The sequence below is a fragment of the Providencia sp. Me31A genome (genome assembly GCF_050487165.1).
GTDB lineage: Bacteria > Pseudomonadota > Gammaproteobacteria > Enterobacterales > Enterobacteriaceae > Providencia.
In genome coordinates this window covers 86295-102479 of sequence record NZ_JBKQGZ010000014.1, presented here as the reverse complement: position 1 = coordinate 102479, position 16185 = coordinate 86295, and the positions used below count along the sequence as shown (strand labels likewise).

Annotated in this window: 16 protein-coding genes; 14 read left to right on the top strand and 2 right to left on the bottom strand. The window is 42.6% G+C overall.

Translation table 11 applies throughout. The features are described 5' to 3' along the window. Positions 1-311: 311 nt before the first annotated feature. Positions 312-1235: a DMT family transporter gene (locus ACLPIE_RS13215; protein WP_430262265.1), complete on the bottom strand. Its 924-nt coding sequence runs from the start codon at positions 1233-1235 to the stop codon at positions 312-314. A 101-nt stretch (positions 1236-1336) separates the two neighbouring features. On the opposite strand from ACLPIE_RS13215, the gene ACLPIE_RS13210 reads away from it, so the two are divergent. The 12 genes from ACLPIE_RS13210 (at position 1337) to ACLPIE_RS13155 (ending at position 12906) form a co-directional block, all read left to right on the top strand. Then, complete coding sequence (locus ACLPIE_RS13210; protein ID WP_430262264.1) at positions 1337-2140, top strand: AraC family transcriptional regulator; 804 nt, start codon at positions 1337-1339, stop codon at positions 2138-2140. A gap of 96 nt (positions 2141-2236) precedes the next feature. Further along, on the top strand, positions 2237-3367 hold the full coding sequence (gene pdxB / locus ACLPIE_RS13205; protein WP_430262263.1) for a 4-phosphoerythronate dehydrogenase PdxB: 1131 nt from the start codon (positions 2237-2239) through the stop codon (positions 3365-3367). Positions 3368-3438: 71 nt separating this feature from the next. Next, a complete protein-coding gene (locus ACLPIE_RS13200; RefSeq protein ID WP_430262262.1) occupies positions 3439-4449 on the top strand; it encodes an aspartate-semialdehyde dehydrogenase in 1011 nt (336 codons plus the stop codon). Continuing rightward, positions 4449-5264 (top strand): tRNA pseudouridine(38-40) synthase TruA, encoded by an 816-nt coding sequence (gene truA / locus ACLPIE_RS13195; RefSeq protein WP_430262261.1) that lies wholly within the window; start codon positions 4449-4451, stop codon positions 5262-5264. The genes ACLPIE_RS13200 and truA overlap by 1 nt, the downstream gene beginning before the upstream one ends. A 65-nt stretch (positions 5265-5329) precedes the next feature. Continuing rightward, positions 5330-6016 (top strand): DedA family protein, encoded by a 687-nt coding sequence (locus ACLPIE_RS13190; protein ID WP_430262260.1) that lies wholly within the window; start codon positions 5330-5332, stop codon positions 6014-6016. Positions 6017-6120: 104 nt separating this feature from the next. Next, a complete protein-coding gene (accD, locus tag ACLPIE_RS13185) occupies positions 6121-7092 on the top strand; it encodes an acetyl-CoA carboxylase, carboxyltransferase subunit beta (protein ID WP_430262259.1) in 972 nt (323 codons plus the stop codon). Beyond that, entirely contained in the window at positions 7082-8371 is a 1290-nt protein-coding gene (gene folC, locus ACLPIE_RS13180; RefSeq protein WP_430262258.1) for a bifunctional tetrahydrofolate synthase/dihydrofolate synthase, read from the top strand. Before accD ends, folC begins: the two co-directional genes overlap by 11 nt. A gap of 5 nt (positions 8372-8376) precedes the next feature. Beyond that, complete coding sequence (gene dedD, locus ACLPIE_RS13175; protein WP_430262257.1) at positions 8377-9045, top strand: cell division protein DedD; 669 nt, start codon at positions 8377-8379, stop codon at positions 9043-9045. A 179-nt stretch (positions 9046-9224) separates the two neighbouring features. Then, complete coding sequence (gene cvpA / locus ACLPIE_RS13170; RefSeq protein WP_430262255.1) at positions 9225-9728, top strand: colicin V production protein; 504 nt, start codon at positions 9225-9227, stop codon at positions 9726-9728. Between the two features lie 14 nt (positions 9729-9742). Next, positions 9743-11260: an amidophosphoribosyltransferase gene (gene purF / locus ACLPIE_RS13165; RefSeq protein ID WP_430262253.1), complete on the top strand. Its 1518-nt coding sequence runs from the start codon at positions 9743-9745 to the stop codon at positions 11258-11260. A gap of 145 nt (positions 11261-11405) precedes the next feature. After that, entirely contained in the window at positions 11406-12230 is an 825-nt protein-coding gene (locus ACLPIE_RS13160) for a YwqG family protein (RefSeq protein WP_430262252.1), read from the top strand. Between the two features lie 103 nt (positions 12231-12333). Next, positions 12334-12906, top strand: coding sequence for a UbiX family flavin prenyltransferase (locus ACLPIE_RS13155; RefSeq protein WP_430262250.1), 573 nt, complete (start codon positions 12334-12336; stop codon positions 12904-12906). Positions 12907-12909: 3 nt separating this feature from the next. Here ACLPIE_RS13155 and ACLPIE_RS13150 read toward each other — a convergent pair whose 3' ends face one another. After that, entirely contained in the window at positions 12910-13824 is a 915-nt protein-coding gene (locus ACLPIE_RS13150) for a TIGR01777 family oxidoreductase (protein WP_430262248.1), read from the bottom strand. A gap of 335 nt (positions 13825-14159) precedes the next feature. Here ACLPIE_RS13150 and yfcD point away from each other — a divergent pair, with 335 nt between their 5' ends. Both yfcD and ACLPIE_RS13140 read left to right on the top strand, forming a co-directional pair. Beyond that, positions 14160-14702 (top strand): NUDIX hydrolase YfcD, encoded by a 543-nt coding sequence (gene yfcD, locus ACLPIE_RS13145; protein WP_430262246.1) that lies wholly within the window; start codon positions 14160-14162, stop codon positions 14700-14702. A 232-nt stretch (positions 14703-14934) separates the two neighbouring features. Then, the gene (locus ACLPIE_RS13140) at positions 14935-16167 is read left to right on the top strand and encodes a M24 family metallopeptidase (RefSeq protein ID WP_430262244.1); all 1233 of its coding nucleotides are present in this window, start codon (positions 14935-14937) and stop codon (positions 16165-16167) included. Positions 16168-16185: the final 18 nt, after the last annotated feature.

The following is a 16185-nucleotide window of genomic DNA, read 5'->3' as shown; positions in this document are numbered from 1 at the left end:
AGTACAGAAAGAGTCGGATGTTGATTAAATTAAAAAGAATACCCCTAATTAGGTACTTTAATTCCAGTTAAGTCTAATTGTTTGTAAATAAGGTTCAAGTAGATTTCCCTTTATTGCTTAACTCAGACACAAATGAGTGTATCAGTTCATGAAATGTTAAGGATGACTAAGGCGTTTTAGAACGTTACAAGATATGAATGAGGGTAAAAATTGAAAGGTAGTATAGGGAGATAAAACATAGCCCCACAGAGTGGGGCATATGAGTTCACGACATTGCTTTTATTGCTTTTAGTATCAGTTATAGCGACGCATTATTGGCAAGTATCTTCTTGTTGTACCGCTTTTTTATTGCGCTTAAAGACTTGCGTCAGTGGCGTGCGTAATTGCTGCGCTAACATTACCCCTAATAATACTACACCTCCACCAATAAGGTGATAACTTTTTAATTCTTCACCCAAAGCAAAGATAGCAATGATGGCGGTAAATACGGGGGCAAGGTTCATAAATATAGAGGTCGTATTCGCGCCTAAGCGCATAACACCTTGAATCCACATTGCTGGTGCAATTATCGACGCGGCAATTCCTGCGAATATGACTAAGCCAATATTTTGGCTATTTAGCGACACATCGTCGGCTAATAAAAAGTTGGGTAACAGTAAGATAACGCCAAAGAAAACTTGCACATAGAGGGAATCCCAACTGGATAATTGAATTGACCAGCGCTTAGTTAATACACCGTACAGTGCATAAGCGGCAGACGCTATCAACATCATGATTTCCCCTTGGCCTAAGCCATGAGATAACATGGATGCAGGGTTCCCTTGGCTAACCAACCACAACAGGCCAAATAGTGACAGTGCGGAGCCTAGCACAATACCGACAGTAGGGATGACGCGCAGCACAAAAATACTGATCACCACAGTTAATAATGGGATCAATGAGTTCATTATTCCCATAAAGGTTGCACTCACGCTATGGGCGGCATAATAAGCTAAACTTTGGTATAACATCATGCCTAATGCCCCAAGAATCGCCAGTTGCCACCAATGCTTCATGACCACTTTATGGTTTCTAAGTACTGAGCGCAGCACAAATGGGGTCATGACGATAAGTGCCAGAGCCCAACGATAAAAAGAAATGGCAGCAGGATCAATGGCTGTAGAGGCTGCTTTGTTAACAATGGCATTAATAGACCATAATAAAACCGCAATTAGCGGAAAAAGAAGATTTTTCATTCAAACACTCTCCCGTTACGAATGCGAAGTAGTATACATCTGTCCGATTTTTTATATATACTGATAACCAGACAATCGATAACGCTTTTCAGACAGGTAGCATGGAAACTTTAAAATCTGATATTTGGCAGGTGAGTGAATGCAACATTATTGAGCCTGAACTCATTGCATTTCGTCACGAGCAAACGGCCGCACTGACAGAGTACAAATCCCATTCACATCCCTTTGGGCAAATGTTATATGTTGTTTGCGGTATTATGGAAATGGAAGTTGCGGGTAAGCATTATTTAGCGCCGCCAGAATTTTGTATTTGGATACCTGCAAATATTTCCCATGCTAGCTTTAATAAAGAAAGTGTCAAATTTCGTATTATTGATTTTTCACATCAATATAATCAGATTTTGGCGCAACACCCCTGTGTTATTAAGCTAAGCCCAATATTTCAATCCATTATGACGGATATGTACCATCGAGGAATTGTACAACCAGAAACGGAGCCTGATTTACGATTGGCGCATGTATTGATTGACCAATTTTTATTGTCACCTTGCCAAGATACCTATTTGCCTAACACCAAAGATAAGTTTTTAGCGCCAATCCTACAGGAATTGCAAAATGACCCCGCAGATAACACCACATTGGCGGGATGGGCTACCCGATTTTATACTTCAGAGCGTACATTATCACGGCGTTGTCAGCAGGAACTCGGCATGTCATTTAGTGAATGGCGTCAACGTTTACGCTACCTTCATGCAGTGGCGGGGCTTGAGCGTGGTAAAAGTGTGCATGAAGTGGCCCTTGATGTTGGTTATAGCTCAGCTTCTGCGTTTATTGCGATGTTTCAGCAAATATCTGGAGTCACCCCTGACCGTTTTCGTACAAAAGAGTTTATAGCAGAAGATTAGTTTATATTGGAACGCTAACTCTCATAGGCATCTGGGACAAACCGTGGCAAAATATTGCGATGCAAAGCCGTATCGCCAATAGATTGGGACAAAATAGTGAAAATTTTAGTTGATGAAAACATGCCCTACGCTCAGGCACTATTTAGTGAACTGGGTGATGTTAAAGCCGTGCCGGGACGTCCAATTCCTGAACAGGAACTTATAGATGCGGATGCACTAATGGTAAGGTCTATAACCAAGGTGAATGAATCTCTATTAAAAAATACCCCGATTAAATTCGTTGGAACTGCAACCGCAGGTTTTGATCATGTTGATACAGCATGGTTATCAACGGCGAATATTGGTTTTTCTTCCGCGCCTGGTTGTAATGCGATTGCAGTCGTGGAGTACGTTATTTCATCATTATTATTCCTTGCTGAACGTGATAATTTTGATTTACGCGATAAAACCGTAGGGATTGTTGGTGTTGGTAATGTTGGAGGGCGTTTAGCGGCTCGGCTAAACGCATGGGGAGTGAAAACCTTATTATGTGATCCACCACGAGCAGCGGGTGGATCATCGGAAAACTTTGTTTCGTTTAATGCACTGCTAACGCAAGCGGATGTGCTAACTTTCCATACGCCACTGAATCTTTCAGGTGAGTATCAAACTTTCCATTTAATGAATCAAACCCATTTAGAAAGTCTGCGTGATGGTTCGATATTGATTAATGCGAGTCGAGGTGAAGTTATTGATAATCAGGCATTATTATCAGTATTACAGCAAGGGAAAGACTTAAGCGTGGTGTTGGACGTTTGGGAGCCTGAGCCTGATTTAAATACCGATTTGTTGAACCTTGTCGATATTGCAACCCCACATATTGCAGGCTACACCTTAGAAGGTAAAGCAAGAGGAACGACGCAAGTTTATGAAGCTTACTGCCAGTTTATCGGTAAATCGGCACAGGTTTCCCTGTCTTCATTGTTACCAAAGCCGGATATCAATGAACTGACATTGAATGGTAAATTAACGCAAAGCCAACTCAAAAGATTAGTGCATCTTGTGTATGATGTGCGCCGTGATGATGCCAAGCTACGCAGGGTGGCGGGTATTAAAGGCGAATTTGATAAATTGCGTAAAAACTACCAAGAGCGTCGCGAGTGGTCATCACTTAATGTGACTTGTGATGATGCGGAGGTTGTCACGCAGCTTAATGCGTTAGGGTTTAGCGCTCGTTTAGCAAACTAATTGTTATGATTTTTATCATTAAACGATCTCACTAGTGAGGTCGTTTAGTTTTTATTATTAGAGGAATAGCCATGACTGAAGGTTGGAATATTGCAGTATTAGGGGCAACCGGAGCTGTGGGTGACGCCATTATCGCACTGTTACAAGAACGCGAATTTCCGGTAGGCGAGTTATATTTACTTGCCAGTGAACGCAGTGCAGGGGAGAGCGTGCGTTTTAACGGAAAAAGTATCCAAGTCACCGAGGCGGCTGATTTTGATTGGTCTCAAGCACAAATTGCCTTTTTTGCGGCGAGTGAAGCCGCAAGCATACAGTATGCCGAACACGCAGCGCAGGAAGGCTGTATTGTTATCGACACGAGTGGGGTATTTGCTCTGGAGCCGGACGTACCACTGGTTGTGCCAAATGTTAACCCGCAAGTCCTTGCTGATTATCGTAACCGCAATATTATTTCTTTGGCAGATAGCGCAGTTAGCCAACTTCTTACTTCAATTAAGCCATTAATTGATGCGGCAGGACTTGGACGCATTACGTTAACCAATATGCTATCAGTTTCTAGCTACGGTAAAGCGGCGGTTGACGAACTGGCGGGGCAAAGTGCACGTTTATTAAATGGCATTCCAGCGGAAGAAGGCCGGTTTAGTAAGCAATTAGCATTTAACCTGTTACCGTTGCTGGCGGATATGGACGGCAGTGTTTCTCATGAACGCCGTCTCGTTGAGCAGGTGCGTAAAGTACTGCAAGATGATGGTTTACCTGTCGCTGTGAGCTTTATTCAGTCTCCGGTTTTTTATGGTAATGCGCAAGTTGTGCATTTGGAAACATTACGTCCAATTAATGCAGAAGAAGCTAACGAAGAACTTGAACGTTTTGATGATATTCAGGTCTCAGAAGAGGGCGATTATCCGACGCAAGTGACAGAAGCGTCTGGCAATGATCAACTTAGCGTGGGCTGTATTCGTAATGACTACGGAATTCCTGAAATTTTACAGTTCTGGTCAGTGGCAGATAACGTGCGTTTTGGCGGTGCACTGATGGCGGTTGAAACCGCAGAAAAATTGGCTCAGGAGCTGTTTTACTAATGTCTGAGCCAGCAAAGTTGTATCGGATAGCTTTAGGGATTGAATACAACGGAAGTCGTTATTTTGGTTGGCAACGCCAGCAAGAAGTGAAAAGTGTACAAGGTTGTTTAGAAGAAGCCTTGTCGAAGATTGCCGCGGAGCCTATCAGTGTGTTTTGTGCTGGGCGCACGGATGCCGGAGTGCATGCGACAGGGCAAGTTGTGCATTTTGAAACCTCGGCCAACCGTAAAGAAGCGGCTTGGACAATGGGGGCAAATACTCACTTACCCGCCGATATTGCCGTTCGTTGGTGCCAGCCGGTGAATGAAGAGTTTCATGCGCGGTTTAGTGCGACTGCTCGTCGGTATCGTTATGTGATTTTTAATCACCGCTATCGACCAGCGATTTTATCAAGTGGCGTTACGCATTTTCATTATCCACTTGATGAAAAAAGAATGCATAAAGCGGCGCAGGCCTTAGTCGGAGAACGTGACTTTACGTCATTCAGAGCAGTTCAGTGTCAGTCAAGAACGCCTTGGCGTAATGTGATGCATGTTAATGTCAGTCGTCATGGTCATTATGTGGTGGTGGATATTAAAGCGAATGCATTTGTTCACCATATGGTGAGAAACATTGTTGGCAGTTTGCTGGAGATCGGTTGTGGCAATCAAGAGGTTGATTGGATGGCCTATCTTCTTGAGTTAAAAGACCGAACCAAAGCCGCTGCCACAGCAAAAGCAGAAGGGCTCTATTTGGTCAGTGTAGATTATCCAGAGAAATTTGCGCTCCCGAGTAATGTGATGGGGCCTCTTTTTCTCAGTGATGAGCTGATGTAAATCGACGTTAACTTTATCTCATAATTACTGTAAATGGCATGGATGCTATTATTAACGAGGGTTATATGGAATTTATCAGTTTTATTATCGACTTTATTTTACATATCGATGTGCACCTTGCTGAACTGGTCAGAGATTATGGTTCGTGGGTATATGGTATCCTTTTTCTGATCCTATTTTGCGAAACAGGGTTAGTGGTTACACCATTTTTGCCTGGGGATTCGTTATTATTTGTTGCGGGCGCAATTTCCGCATTAGATAGCAATGATTTAAATGTCCACTTAATGGTCGTGTTAATGATAACAGCGGCGATTATTGGTGATGCTGTAAATTATACGATAGGCCGTATTTTTGGCGAAAAATTGTTTAGGAACCCAGACTCAAAAATCTTTCGTCGGGTCTATTTAGATAAGACCCATGCATTTTATGAAAAACATGGCGGTAAAGCGATTATATTGGCGCGTTTTGTGCCGATAGTCAGAACATTTGCACCTTTCGTTGCAGGAATGGGAAAAATGTCTTATCGTCATTTTGCCTTTTATAATGTGGCAGGGGCATTTATCTGGGTGTTATTATTCACCTATGCAGGTTATTTATTTGGTGATTTACCGATAGTACAAAAGAATTTGAAATTACTGATAGTCGCGATTATCTTTGTTTCAATTTTGCCGGGTATCGTTGAAATTATTCGCCATCGTCGTATCGCTATGAAAGAAAAGCGTGCGGCAGCGCAAAAAATCGATAACCGTTAGGCGGTTTAAAAAGTTTTTATCTACAGTGAGATATCATTGTGGTTTAATGGCAAAAAATTACATACTGGTGATAACCAGAGCGAATCAGACAAAAAGGTCCATTAATGAGCTGGATTGAAAAAATTTTAAAGAAAGGTAACTTGACCCAATCACATAAAGCCAATATCCCAGAAGGAGTTTGGACAAAATGCGATGGCTGCGGGCAAGTATTATATGGCGCTGAGTTAGAACGTAACTTATCCGTGTGTCCAAAGTGTGACCACCATATGCGTATTCACGCACGTCAGCGCTTAGAAGCCTTCCTGGATGAAAACTCTACAACGGAATTGGGCAGCGAGCTTGAGCCAAAAGATGTTCTTAAGTTCAAAGATTCAAAAAAATATAAAGACCGTATTACGGCAGCGCAAAAAGCAACGGGCGAAAAAGACGCGATTATCGTTATGAAAGGCACCCTTAAGGGAATGCCGGTGGTCGCAGCTGCATTTGAATTTGCTTTCATGGGCGGTTCAATGGCATCGGTGGTGGGGGCTCGTTTTGTCCGCGCTGTTGAGCAGGCACTGGAAGATAACTGTCCGCTGGTTTGTTTCTCGTCAAGTGGTGGTGCGCGTATGCAAGAAGCTTTGCTATCACTGATGCAAATGGCCAAAACCAGTGCAGCCTTGGCGAAAATGCAAGAGCGTGGTTTACCTTACATTTCAGTGTTGACTGACCCGACTATGGGGGGCGTTTCAGCCAGTTTAGCGATGTTAGGGGATATCAATGTGGCGGAGCCTAAAGCACTGATCGGTTTTGCCGGACCACGTGTTATCGAGCAAACAGTACGTGAAAAGCTACCACAAGGCTTCCAGCGCAGTGAGTTCTTACTCGAGAAAGGCGCTATAGACATGATAGTTCGTCGCCCTGAAATGCGTGATCGCTTAGCGGAAATATTGGCGATGTTAACCAATAAGCCTAGCTTCAGTGAAGCGCCTATTGTTGCGGCTGAAACGGTAGAAATCAATATTAATGCAATCGACGATATTGATACCGAGGAACCAGAAAAGGATTCTGCAAAGCTTAAAAAAGATGATGAGTAATTTAATCATTCCTACTGCCAAGTCTCCATTGGAGACTTGGCTTTCTTATCTCACTGACTTGCATAGCCAAAATATTGATATGGGGTTGGAGCGAGTAGGTCAAGTTGCTAGGCAAATGAACCTAACGCAACCGGCACCCCGAGTTATCACTGTCACCGGAACTAACGGCAAAGGAACAACTTGCCATACCTTAGAATCTATCTTTATGGCAGCTGGGCTAAAAGTTGGCGTGTACAGTTCTCCACATTTAGTACGCTACACGGAACGTGTGCGCATCCAAGGTGGAGAGCTTGCGGAGACTGATTTTTGTGAAGCATTCGCTAAGATTGAAGCCCAGCGCGGTAATATTTCACTAACTTATTTTGAATATGGCACTTTGGCGGCACTGCAATTATTCAAACAAGCTAAATTGGATATTGTGATCTTAGAAGTGGGATTAGGTGGGCGATTAGATGCAACAAATGTCGTTGACGCTGATATAGCGGCCATCACCAGTATTGCTCTTGATCACACAGATTGGCTTGGTTCAGACCGTGAACATATTGGTTATGAAAAAGCGGGTATCTTCCGGACAGGTCATTATGGCGTAGTCGGTGAGCCTGATATGCCTGCATCGATAGCGCAAGTGGCTACAAAACTCGGTACTTTATTGTTCCGTCGTGGTGCTGATTGGCACTATAGCCAACAAGCCGACAGCTGGACATGGCAAAGTTCGCAGCGTGAATGGCACAATCTGCCATTACCCAATGTGCCGTTAGCCAATGCAGCAACCGCCCTTGGTGTGGTGAGTTGCTTATTACTGATTGATGAAAATATTGCGCGGCAAGTCACGGACTCTGCTATTTATCAAGGGTTGAGGTCAGCACAGTTACCGGGGCGTTTTCAGGTTATCGGTGAACACCCCTTGTTGATCTTAGATGTGGCGCATAACCCACATGCTGCTGGGTATTTAGTGAGTAAATTGGCTGAATTACCTAAAGTTGATGGGCGTCGTATTCGTGCTGTTGTCGGTATGTTGGGTGATAAAGATATTAAAGGCACGCTTGAGTGTCTATCACAGCAAGTGACAGATTGGTATATTGCGCCATTGACTGAGTTTAGAGGGGCTGATGTTGCCGAACTTAGCCAACATTTGGTGCAAGCGAATGAATTTGATTCTGTAGAAAGCGCATGGCAACAAGCTTGTTTTGATGCAACGGAACAAGATGTGATTGTTGTGTGTGGGTCATTTCATACCGTAGCCCATGTCATGATGTTATTAGAAAATCAAAAAGGATAGTGCCGGTGGCTAGTAAATTTCAGAATCGTCTTGCTGGCGCCATTGTACTGGTTGCTGCGGGGGTTATCGTGCTCCCCGCACTGCTTGATGGCGATAAGAAATATAATGAAAATGAATTTGCGGCCATTCCTATCATACCTAAACCGGGTGATGAAGAAGATATTGAAGCGATTGCGCATAATGCTTCATCTGCATCTTCTGAAGGGGCTTCTGAGGCGATGCTATCAGAGGCTATAACGCAACAACAAAATGAACAAGCTGAGAATAGCATACCCGATACACAAACCAATATTCCTGCTGTATTGGAGCCTGTAAAACAGGCACAACCGGAACCTAAGCCAAAACCACAACCGAAAGTGGAGCCAAAACCGGAAGTGAAGCCAGAACCTAAACCAGAGCCTAAACCAGAACCTAAACCAGAGCAGAAGCCGCAAGGTAAAGCATTTGTGGTTCAAGTGATTGCACTCAATAATGCTGCCAAGGTTGAAGAGATAGTGGCGAAACTGCGGTTATCGGGGTATCAGGTTTACACTATTCCTGCAAGGCCGGTGAATAACAAACTAACACGGATTTATGTGGGACCAGAGGCTTCTAGACAGAAGCTAGAGTCTGCATTACCGGAACTTAATTCCATTACGGGAACAAAAGGGATAATTCAAACTTATAAACCTTAAATAAAAGATTCAATAATCCCTAAAAGGTAAGGGGATTTAGTAACTTACTGCGGCGATTATGATTTTTTCTTTTCGCCGCTATTTTTTTAAAATTGATAGAAAAATGGTTACGCAAACGTTTTCGTTTTCTGTTAGAATGCACTTCGCTGTTGTCGTGAGTGCGAATTTTGGAATGGAATATGGTCTGGATAGATTACGCAATAATTGCCATTATTGGCTTCTCGGCACTGGTAAGCTTGATCCGTGGGTTTGTACGTGAGGCGCTTTCATTAATCACTTGGGGTTGTGCTTTTTTTGTTGCAAGTACTTTTTATCCTTATTTAGCGGATTATTTTACCCGTTTTGAGGACATACTCGTGCGAAATGGCATTGCTATCGCTGCTTTATTTATTGCTACACTGATTGTGGGCGCTGTCGTTAACTATGTGATTAGCTCATTAGTACAAAAAACAGGGTTATCAGGCACTGATCGGGTTCTGGGGATCTGCTTCGGTGCGCTGCGTGGTGTGTTGATTGTCTCGGCATTGTTGTTCTTTCTCGATACATTTACACCCCTTCCTCAAAGTGAGGATTGGCAGCGTTCGGAACTTATTCCGCAGTTCAGCCATATAATCAGGTGGTTTTTTGACTACCTGCAAAATGCGTCAAGTTTCCTGCCGGAGAACATTTCTCCGTCTACCTGATGAGGAAAGACTAAATGTGCGGTATTGTCGGTATCGCCGGTGTTACACCGGTAAACCAATCAATTTATGATGCTCTAACGGTGCTTCAGCATCGTGGGCAAGATGCAGCAGGTATTGCCACTATTGATGGCACAAACAATATTCGTCTACGCAAAGCGAATGGCCTAGTCAAAGACGTGTTTGAAACACGTCATATGCTGAGATTACAAGGTTGTATGGGGTTGGGGCATGTTCGGTACCCGACCGCAGGCAGCTCAAGTGCATCGGAGGCTCAACCTTTCTACGTAAACTCGCCTTTTGGGATCACACTTGCTCATAATGGTAACCTGACAAACGCGCACGAGCTCACTCGGAGTTTATTTGAAACAGCGCGCCGCCATGTCAATACAACCTCAGATTCTGAAATTTTATTAAATGTGTTGGCTTATGAGTTGGATAGATTTGATCATTTTCCTCTTGAGCCAGATAACGTATTTAGCGCTGTTGCAGCCATGCATAAAAAACTACGCGGTGCTTATGCCTGTGTCGCCTTAATTATTGGTCATGGCATGTTAGCTTTTCGCGACCCTCACGGTATTCGCCCACTTGTTTTAGGTCGTCGAATTACTGAGAACGGTAAACATGAATACATGGTCGCTTCAGAAAGTGTGGCGCTTGATACGTTAGGGTTTGAGTTTTTACGGGATGTTGCACCGGGCGAGGCAATTTATGTCACCGAGAAAGGCCAATTGTTTACGCGTCAATGTTCGGATAACCCACAACTGACACCATGTATTTTTGAATATGTCTATTTTGCGCGTCAAGATTCCTTTATTGATAAAGTCTCCGTTTATAATGCAAGGCTGCGTATGGGGCAGAAACTTGGTGCAAAAATTGCGCGCGAGTGGGATGATTTAAATATTGATGTGGTGATCCCAATTCCTGAAACGTCATGTGATATTGCACTCGAAATCGCACACATTCTGGATAAACCTTATCGTCAAGGGTTTGTGAAAAACCGTTATGTAGGCCGTACATTTATCATGCCTGGTCAACAAGAACGCCGAAAATCCGTTCGTCGTAAGCTGAATGCGAATCGTGCAGAGTTCCGTGATAAAAACGTCCTGCTAGTGGATGACTCTATTGTCCGTGGCACGACGTCAGAGCAAATTGTCGAGTTAGCGCGTGAAGCAGGCGCTAAAAATGTGTACTTTGCATCAGCGGCTCCGGAAGTGCGTTTCCCTAATGTGTATGGCATTGATATGCCAAATGCTAATGAGCTAATTGCACATGGCCGTGAAGTCGATGAAATCCGCAAATTAATTGGTGCTGATGGCCTAATTTTTCAAGATTTAGTCGATTTGGTGGATGCCGTACGTGAAGAAAATCCCGAAATTACCGAGTTTGAATGTTCTGTATTCGATGGTATTTATATCACCAAAGATATTGACCAAAGCTACTTAGACTATCTGGAAAACTTACGTAAAGATGACGAATTAAAGTTAAAAGATAAGAGTGAAGTTGAAGATCTTGAAATTTATAACGAAGGCTAAACTTTCGTCATAACAGAATATAATTGAATACCTGCCTTTTGGCGGGTATTTTTTATGTAACGCTATAAATTACAGTTATATCTGATTTGAAATAATAGGTAGCCGAGTAGGCTAGAGGAAACTTATTGCTTATTTGGAGCTACGTATGATTGACTTCGATTCCCTCCCTGAGGTTCTTAAACCATTTGCAGACAAAATCAAAGCCACGAAAAAATCGCTTGTTGAAATGAGGCTGTTCCCTGTTAAAGATTATGTCTTATGGGAGAGTCGAGTAGGAGGTATGCCATATTTACCTCTCGATGAGCAATACCCAACAAACAGTGAGGGAACACCGCTTAAGCTACTCGCTCAAATTAATTTTGCTCACATGCCTAAATTAGAAAACTACCCAGAAAAAGGGCTATTGCAGTTTTTTATTGGGGGAGATGATCTCTATGGCGCTGACTTTGAACAAAGGCAAAAACAAGAAGATTTCCGTATCATATACAGGGAAAATATCATTGAAGATGCCAGCCAACTGACACAAGATTTTTCCGCTATCATTGCAGCCCACTCGGATGATTACTACACCCCCATTGACCATCAATATGGCATCGAATTTAATCCAGTTGAACAATATATCAGTATCGACGATTTTCAATTTGGACAAAAAATTCTGGGGGTTGATAACCTTTATGACTATGAAGAACAGTTTGACGGTGAGGATTTCTATGATGAATGGATTGAACCCTATAGTGACACTTTTGAATCAGGCGCTCATTGCATTGGGGGATACCCATTCTTCACTCAAACAGACCCAAGGGAATATGAGGAAGAGATCCAACAATATGAATTGCTTTTACAAATAAATACCGACTATGAAATTGGTATTATGTGGGGAGATATGGGGGTAGGAAACTTCTTTATTCATCCTGATGACTTGAAAAAACGTGACTTTAGTCGTGTTGTGTATAATTGGGATTGTGGCTAATAGGCTAAATTGTCGACATACTTTGGACTACAGCGCAGTTGGTCTCTGCAATCTTAGTGAGTTTTGTATATAATGCCGTAAGTATAGTGAATAGGGCAGCGAAATGAAAAAACTGATCATTGGGTTAACTGGAGCTAGTGGGGCGATTTATGGCATCCGTTTGCTTGAAGTATTACAACCTGTTAAAGAGGTTGAAACCCATTTGGTGATGAGTGCGGCTGCCCGACAAACATTAGCATTAGAAACGACTTACAGTGTGAAAGACGTTCAATGCCTTGCTGATCATAACTATGACAGCCGTGATATTGCCGCAGCGATTTCTTCAGGTTCTTTTCGAACGGCAGGAATGGCGATTATGCCTTGTACGATGAAAACGCTATCAGGTATTGTACATAGTTATACCGACACCCTAGTTACAAGGGCGGCAGACGTTGTACTCAAAGAAGGCAAAAAGCTAGTGCTAGGGGTACGTGAGACCCCGTTGCATGTTGGCCATTTAAAGTTGATGGTACAGGCCGCCGAAATGGGCGCCATTATTATGCCCCCAATGCCTGCTTTTTACCATCAACCAGAAACTATCCAAGATATTGTCAACCAAACAGTTAATCGCGTCCTCGACCAATTTGATATCGAGCTGGAGCATGACTTATTTAACCGCTGGCAAGGCGCAAAATAGTCGCTATTCATTCTCATTATGAGTAACAAGTATGTCAGTCAAAGCCTCTTTTAAGTTGATAAATTCAAACTGAAAACCCGCTTCCTCTAACCGTTTAGGAATAGCCTGCTGCCCGCCTAAGACTAATATAGCTGACTCCCCGAGTATCGCTTTTATGGCAAAGGCAGGTGTTCGAATAAAGGCAGGGCGGTTAATGACATCACCAAGAATGGCGGTAAATTGGTCATTATGTACAGGATATGGCGCAGTCATGTTGAATGGGCCTGATAGTGCGGGGGTATCCAATAGGAAGCAAATTGCGTTTACCATATCGTTGATATGTATCCACGGCATAAATTGTTTACCATGACCTATTGGGCCACCAGCTCCCATTTTAAATATAGGCAGTATTTTTGCCAGTAAACCGCCATTTGCTGATAAAACTAAACCTGTACGCAATAAGCAAACGCGAGTTTTATCTGATTGTGCATTAAGCGCGAGAGCTTCCCAATGTTGTGCCAGCTGGTGAGTAAACTCATCGTGTGGTTGTTCATCTTCAGTGACGACGGCTTGCCCCTGATCTCCGTAGTATCCAACGGCTGAGCCTGATAAAAATACCTGAGGTGGCGTTTCGCTCGCAATAATTAAATCACTAAGGCGCTGAGTGAGCATCCAACGACTATCACAAAGGCGTTTTTTCTGCTCATCAGTCCAGCGCTTTTCTGCGATAGGTTCACCTGCTAAATTAATGACCGCATCAAAATCATTTAAATGGGTTCGATCATTTAATGATGTCCAGCTTTCAACGGCTTTGCTAAAAAGACTATAAACTTTTTGGGGGGAGCGGCTGAGTACCGTTACCTGATGACCAAGGGAAATGAGTTTTTGGATGAGTGGTGTACCGATTAGCCCTGTACCACCGGTTATGAGTATTTTCATTATTATCCCCGCCATATTTCAAACAGCAACGTTGTTACTTGCATTCTGTCACCTTAGCTACATGCTGAAGTATGTTCCTAAGGATCTCACTTTGTAGCGCCATGAACTAACTATAGCATCTGTGAATGTAATTTGTATGATTTACTAGGCTATCTAAAAACGAATCTTATTAATCTTGCGATAAGAAGTGATTTTTGGGATAGCAACCAAATGCAAATTCAGCTAGGATCGTTAGCTAAATGTGAGCCAAAAGCATCTTTTGTATTGTCTAACATGTTGTGGCAATCAATCTATGGCATAAGCCGTTTAAGGCTAAATTTTAAAAGGTTTATAGGATGGGACAGCAGACTGAACTCGTTGAATGGGTAGACATTGTTGATGAGGACAATACGGTGATTGCTCAGGCAACACGAAGCCAGATGCGAGCAGAGAATTTACGCCACCGTGCAACTTATATCGTTGTGCATGATGGTATGGGGAAAATTTTAGTCCAGCGACGTACGGATATTAAAGATTTTCATCCAGGTTTATTAGATGCGACAGCGGGGGGAGTTGTCACACAAGGGGAAAATATTCTTGATTCAGCTAAGCGTGAAGCTGAAGAGGAGCTCGGTATCGCTGGCGTTCCATTTGCAGAGCATGGGCATTTTTATTTTGAAGATGACTATTGCCGCGTATGGGGTGGGCTATTTAGTTGTGTCAGTCATGGCCCTTTTGCACTGCAAGAAACGGAAGTTGTAGAGGTGAGCTGGCTAACACCGAAAGAAATCAGTGCGCGCTGTGATGAATTTACCCCTGATTCCCTCAAAGCCCTTTCTTTATGGCTAACGCGTAATAATGAGCCAGAGAAAACCATTACTTGTGCTGAAAACTCTTAGAACGTCAGTATTAAATGTTTAAAGGGCTATTATATTTAGCTCTTTAGATTGTTTCTATCATATTGAAATTTCCAGCAAGGTTATTTCTCATCTAATATATAACTATTAGTTATATCAATCTTATATGTTGCACGATGTATTCATTTCAACTCTATATATAATGTGACCTGTATCTTTCCACGACATTATGTAATTGCTTAATGTATAAAATAATATTATTGAGAGAATAATAATGACAATTCATAAGGAAGATTTCCTTTTAAAACAACACCTAGAGAATGTAACCAATAAAGCCCGCGAAATCATGGAGCGTGAGGGAATTGAAGCGTTAATTGCGACAGTGGGTGATAATTTTTATCATTTAACGGGATTTGCTAGTTTTTTTATGTATACCTTTAGGCAAACAGGATCTGCTATTGCTGTTATTTTTCGCGATCCTTCTATTCAATCACTGGTTATTATGAATGAATTTGAAGCGGCAAATTTAACGCTTCAAATGCCTAATGCACAAATTAAAACTTTCCCAATTTGGGTGGATGTGGATGACCCTTATAATCCGGAAAATGGCAAAGTAGTTAAAGAAAGGCCGATTAATAGTCCGGTTGAAACCATTTTTAATTTATTAAAAGACGCATTGTCAGAGGCAGGGGTTCATGGCAAACCGGTTGCGATTGAATTAAATCAAATTACTCATACGGGTAAAACATGGCTGGATAAAGTGATCCCAAATTTGAACCTTGTTGACTCTTCTCCTTTATTTAATGAACTTCGTATGATTAAAAGCGAGTGGGAAATTGCTCACTTGAGAAAATCTGCACAAATTACTGAGGCGGGTATTGCGGCTGCAAGCCAACTGATTAAAGTGGGTTGTACCTCTGCACAATTAACAGCGGCCTTTAAAGCCCGAGTGATGGAATACCCAGAGACAAATTACAGCCGTTTTCACCTTATTTCGGTTGGCAGTGATTTCTCACCAAAAATGTTACCTGATGACGTACCGGCTAAAGAAGGAGATTTAATTAAATTTGACTGTGGCGTCGATGTGGCGGGTTATGGTGCAGATATTGCTCGCACCTTTGTTGTTGGCAAACCGAATGAAAAAGTCAGTGCGATTTATCAAACTATTTTGAAAGGCCATCAATACATGCTAAGCCGTATAGCACCTGGAGTGGCATTAAGTGATGTATTCAATGAAACGATGGCTTTGATTCGTTCTTCCGGTTTACCTCATTATAACCGTGGGCATTTAGGGCATGGTGATGGTGTATTTGTTGGGTTAGAGGAAGCGCCTTTTGTGAGTGCTGCGACGACTGAAGTGTTTCGTGCAGGGATGGTCATGAGCTTAGAAACGCCATATTACGGGATTGGCGTCGGGGGTATTATGATTGAGGATATGCTACTTATCACTGAAAATGGTGTTGAAATGCTAAGCCACTTGCCTCGTGAATTGGTCTCTTTAGGGTAGTGGAATAAGGAATTTGCT

Excerpts from the sequence above, each read along its gene's own strand:
- ACLPIE_RS13215 (WP_430262265.1), bottom strand. The coding sequence starts at position 1,235 with ATGAAAAATCTTCTTTTTCCGCTAATTGCGGTTTTATTATGGTCTATT.
- ACLPIE_RS13210 (WP_430262264.1), top strand. The coding sequence starts at position 1,337 with ATGGAAACTTTAAAATCTGATATTTGGCAGGTGAGTGAATGCAACATT.
- ACLPIE_RS13200 (WP_430262262.1), top strand. The coding sequence starts at position 3,439 with ATGACTGAAGGTTGGAATATTGCAGTATTAGGGGCAACCGGAGCTGTG.
- truA (WP_430262261.1), top strand. The coding sequence starts at position 4,449 with ATGTCTGAGCCAGCAAAGTTGTATCGGATAGCTTTAGGGATTGAATAC.
- ACLPIE_RS13190 (WP_430262260.1), top strand. The coding sequence starts at position 5,330 with ATGGAATTTATCAGTTTTATTATCGACTTTATTTTACATATCGATGTG.
- accD (WP_430262259.1), top strand. The coding sequence starts at position 6,121 with ATGAGCTGGATTGAAAAAATTTTAAAGAAAGGTAACTTGACCCAATCA.
- folC (WP_430262258.1), top strand. The coding sequence starts at position 7,082 with ATGATGAGTAATTTAATCATTCCTACTGCCAAGTCTCCATTGGAGACT.
- cvpA (WP_430262255.1), top strand. The coding sequence starts at position 9,225 with ATGGTCTGGATAGATTACGCAATAATTGCCATTATTGGCTTCTCGGCA.
- purF (WP_430262253.1), top strand. The coding sequence starts at position 9,743 with ATGTGCGGTATTGTCGGTATCGCCGGTGTTACACCGGTAAACCAATCA.
- ACLPIE_RS13160 (WP_430262252.1), top strand. The coding sequence starts at position 11,406 with ATGATTGACTTCGATTCCCTCCCTGAGGTTCTTAAACCATTTGCAGAC.
- ACLPIE_RS13155 (WP_430262250.1), top strand. The coding sequence starts at position 12,334 with ATGAAAAAACTGATCATTGGGTTAACTGGAGCTAGTGGGGCGATTTAT.
- ACLPIE_RS13150 (WP_430262248.1), bottom strand. The coding sequence starts at position 13,824 with ATGAAAATACTCATAACCGGTGGTACAGGGCTAATCGGTACACCACTC.
- yfcD (WP_430262246.1), top strand. The coding sequence starts at position 14,160 with ATGGGACAGCAGACTGAACTCGTTGAATGGGTAGACATTGTTGATGAG.
- ACLPIE_RS13140 (WP_430262244.1), top strand. The coding sequence starts at position 14,935 with ATGACAATTCATAAGGAAGATTTCCTTTTAAAACAACACCTAGAGAAT.